Here is a 1,977-nt window from a genome sequence, read left to right as displayed (position 1 = left end):
CCATCGAGGCAACCGAATGCAAGAACTACTTCGAAAACGCCGGATACGCTTCCGTCAAAACATGAAAGACTCTAGCCCGGACGCTCGCGGCCACGGCAGCGCTGCCGCCTACATGCCCTGCGCGACCAGCGCCAGGAATCCACCGGCCAAGGCAACATTGCTGACGACGCCGTTGATGCGAGATGCGCGGTCCGCGCCTTGATGGTCCCAGAAATTGTGGAACATCGGCGTCGCGACGATGAGGAAGACGATCAGCGCGGCTGCCGCCAAAGCGGTCCAAAGGCCGGCGATCACCAGCGCCCCGGCCGCGATCTGCAGCACGATGCCCAGCCACAGAGCGAGCGTGGCCTGTGGGACACCGCGCGCGGCCATCAACGAGGCGACCAGCTTTCTGTTCTGGATGTTGCGCAGGCCGGCAAAGGCGAAAGCGCCGCCAAGCAGCAGACGCGCCACGGCCAGAATCTCGCTCTGGAAATTCTCAAACATGTCGTTGATCCTCAAAATCAAAAAGCGTGGGCCGTCACGGGCCCACGCCATCGTCGGATAATCAGGCGGCCTTGGCTGCCGGCATCGGATGGATAGCGTGAAATGGAACGCACAGCCGGTTCCAGGTGTTGATCATGCCGAGCGCGACCGAGAGCTTGACCAGTTCCTCTTCCGAGAAATGCTCTAGCGTGCGGGCGTAGAGCTCGTCCGACACGCCATTGTCGGCGATCAGCGTCACGGCCTCGGTCCACGCAAGCGCGGCACGTTCGCGTTCGGAAAACAGCGGCGATTCCTTCCACGCGGCGACGAGATAGAGCCGGGTTTCGGTCTCACCATCGCGCCTTGCCTCACGGCTGTGCATCTCGACGCAGTATGAGCAGCCATTGATCTGCGAGGCCCTGAGCTTGATCAGGTGCAGCAGGCCTACTTCCAGCCCGCATTCGTCGACGGCCTTGTTGAGCGCCGATACCGCCTTCATGATTTCCGGCGCCTTGGCAAAGAACTGCAGTCTCTGTTTCATCGTCTTTTCCTTCCAGGTTTTTGGTGGGGTCAGGGGTTCAAATCTGCTTCGGTGAAGCGGATTTCTGGGGTCGCTGGTGGCGCTCGACGAAGGCGCAACTCGCGGCATAGGATCGCGGATCGCCTTCGGCCGCGTACTCCGCCACGATGTCGGACAGCTTCACTTCGGCGAGTGCCGCCCGATAGGCGCGCTCGGCCTTGAGCATCGCGGCATTGATGCCGCAGGGCTTCACATAGGCGGAGGCATCGATCTTGACCGGGCCGCGCTGGCGGATTTCGCCGCAGCGAAAGGCTGGCTCCCTGCCCTCCACTGCAAGCACAATGTCGAGCAGCGTGATGCGCTCGGCCGCCCGCGCCAACCTGTAGCCGCCCGCCGGCCCCGGCACCGATTCCAGGATGAGCGCCGCCGTCAGTTGATTCAGATGTTTCAAGAGATAGCTCGGCGACAGACCAAACGCCTCGGCCAGTGCAGCCCCCGGCATGGTGCTGTTGCCATCGACGCTGGCCAGCGTCGCCGCGCAATGGATGGCCGCCTCAACGCCTTCTCCGAGCTTCATGATCAGTCGCTCCTATTCATGGATATCTTTTATCGTGGATAATTTTTATCTGCAATAGAAAAATGGAGTTATGCCATGTTCGCGATGGCCTTCGAGCGCTTGGGTTCCTCGCACCCCGCGAAGCGGGGGAGAGGTGGCCCGGCGAAGCCGGGACGGAGAGGGGGACGACCTCTGTGGAGGTCAGAGCCGGTGAAGAATGAGGCGTTAGCAAGATAAACAGGCGGTCAGGAGCCTGGGACTAGTTCCCAGCCGTCCCGAAGGCCCCTCTCCGTCCCGGCTTCGCCGGGCCACCTCTCCCCACTTCATCTACGGCATGCACCCATTTCCAAGCGGCTGGTCTTTGGCGATAGCGTGCATGGCAGCTTGGCGCATGCATTGTCTTATGTAGCGCTGGTCGACCCCCACTCCGTCTCGG

At 61.9% G+C, this 1,977-nt stretch carries 3 protein-coding genes; all 3 read right to left on the bottom strand.

Annotated features, from left to right (window positions below; translation table 11 throughout):
* Window positions 1-108 precede the first annotated feature (108 nt).
* The 3 genes from LB565_RS29735 to LB565_RS29725 all read right to left on the bottom strand — a co-directional run bounded on the left by LB565_RS29735 (window position 109) and on the right by LB565_RS29725 (window position 1,562).
* The gene (locus tag LB565_RS29735; protein WP_224589623.1) at window positions 109-486 is read right to left on the bottom strand and encodes a DoxX family protein; all 378 of its coding nucleotides are present in this window, start codon (window positions 484-486) and stop codon (window positions 109-111) included.
* 61 nt (window positions 487-547) lie between these two features.
* Window positions 548-1,006, bottom strand: coding sequence for a carboxymuconolactone decarboxylase family protein (locus LB565_RS29730; protein WP_224589622.1), 459 nt, complete (start codon window positions 1,004-1,006; stop codon window positions 548-550).
* A gap of 37 nt (window positions 1,007-1,043) precedes the next feature.
* Window positions 1,044-1,562 (bottom strand): RrF2 family transcriptional regulator, encoded by a 519-nt coding sequence (locus tag LB565_RS29725; protein WP_224589621.1) that lies wholly within the window; start codon window positions 1,560-1,562, stop codon window positions 1,044-1,046.
* Between the last annotated feature and the right edge of the window lie 415 nt (window positions 1,563-1,977).

It is taken from the genome of Mesorhizobium sp. CA14 (assembly GCF_020165195.1).
Classification (GTDB): Bacteria; Pseudomonadota; Alphaproteobacteria; order Rhizobiales; family Rhizobiaceae; genus Mesorhizobium.
This window is presented reverse-complemented; position numbering and strand designations above follow the sequence as displayed.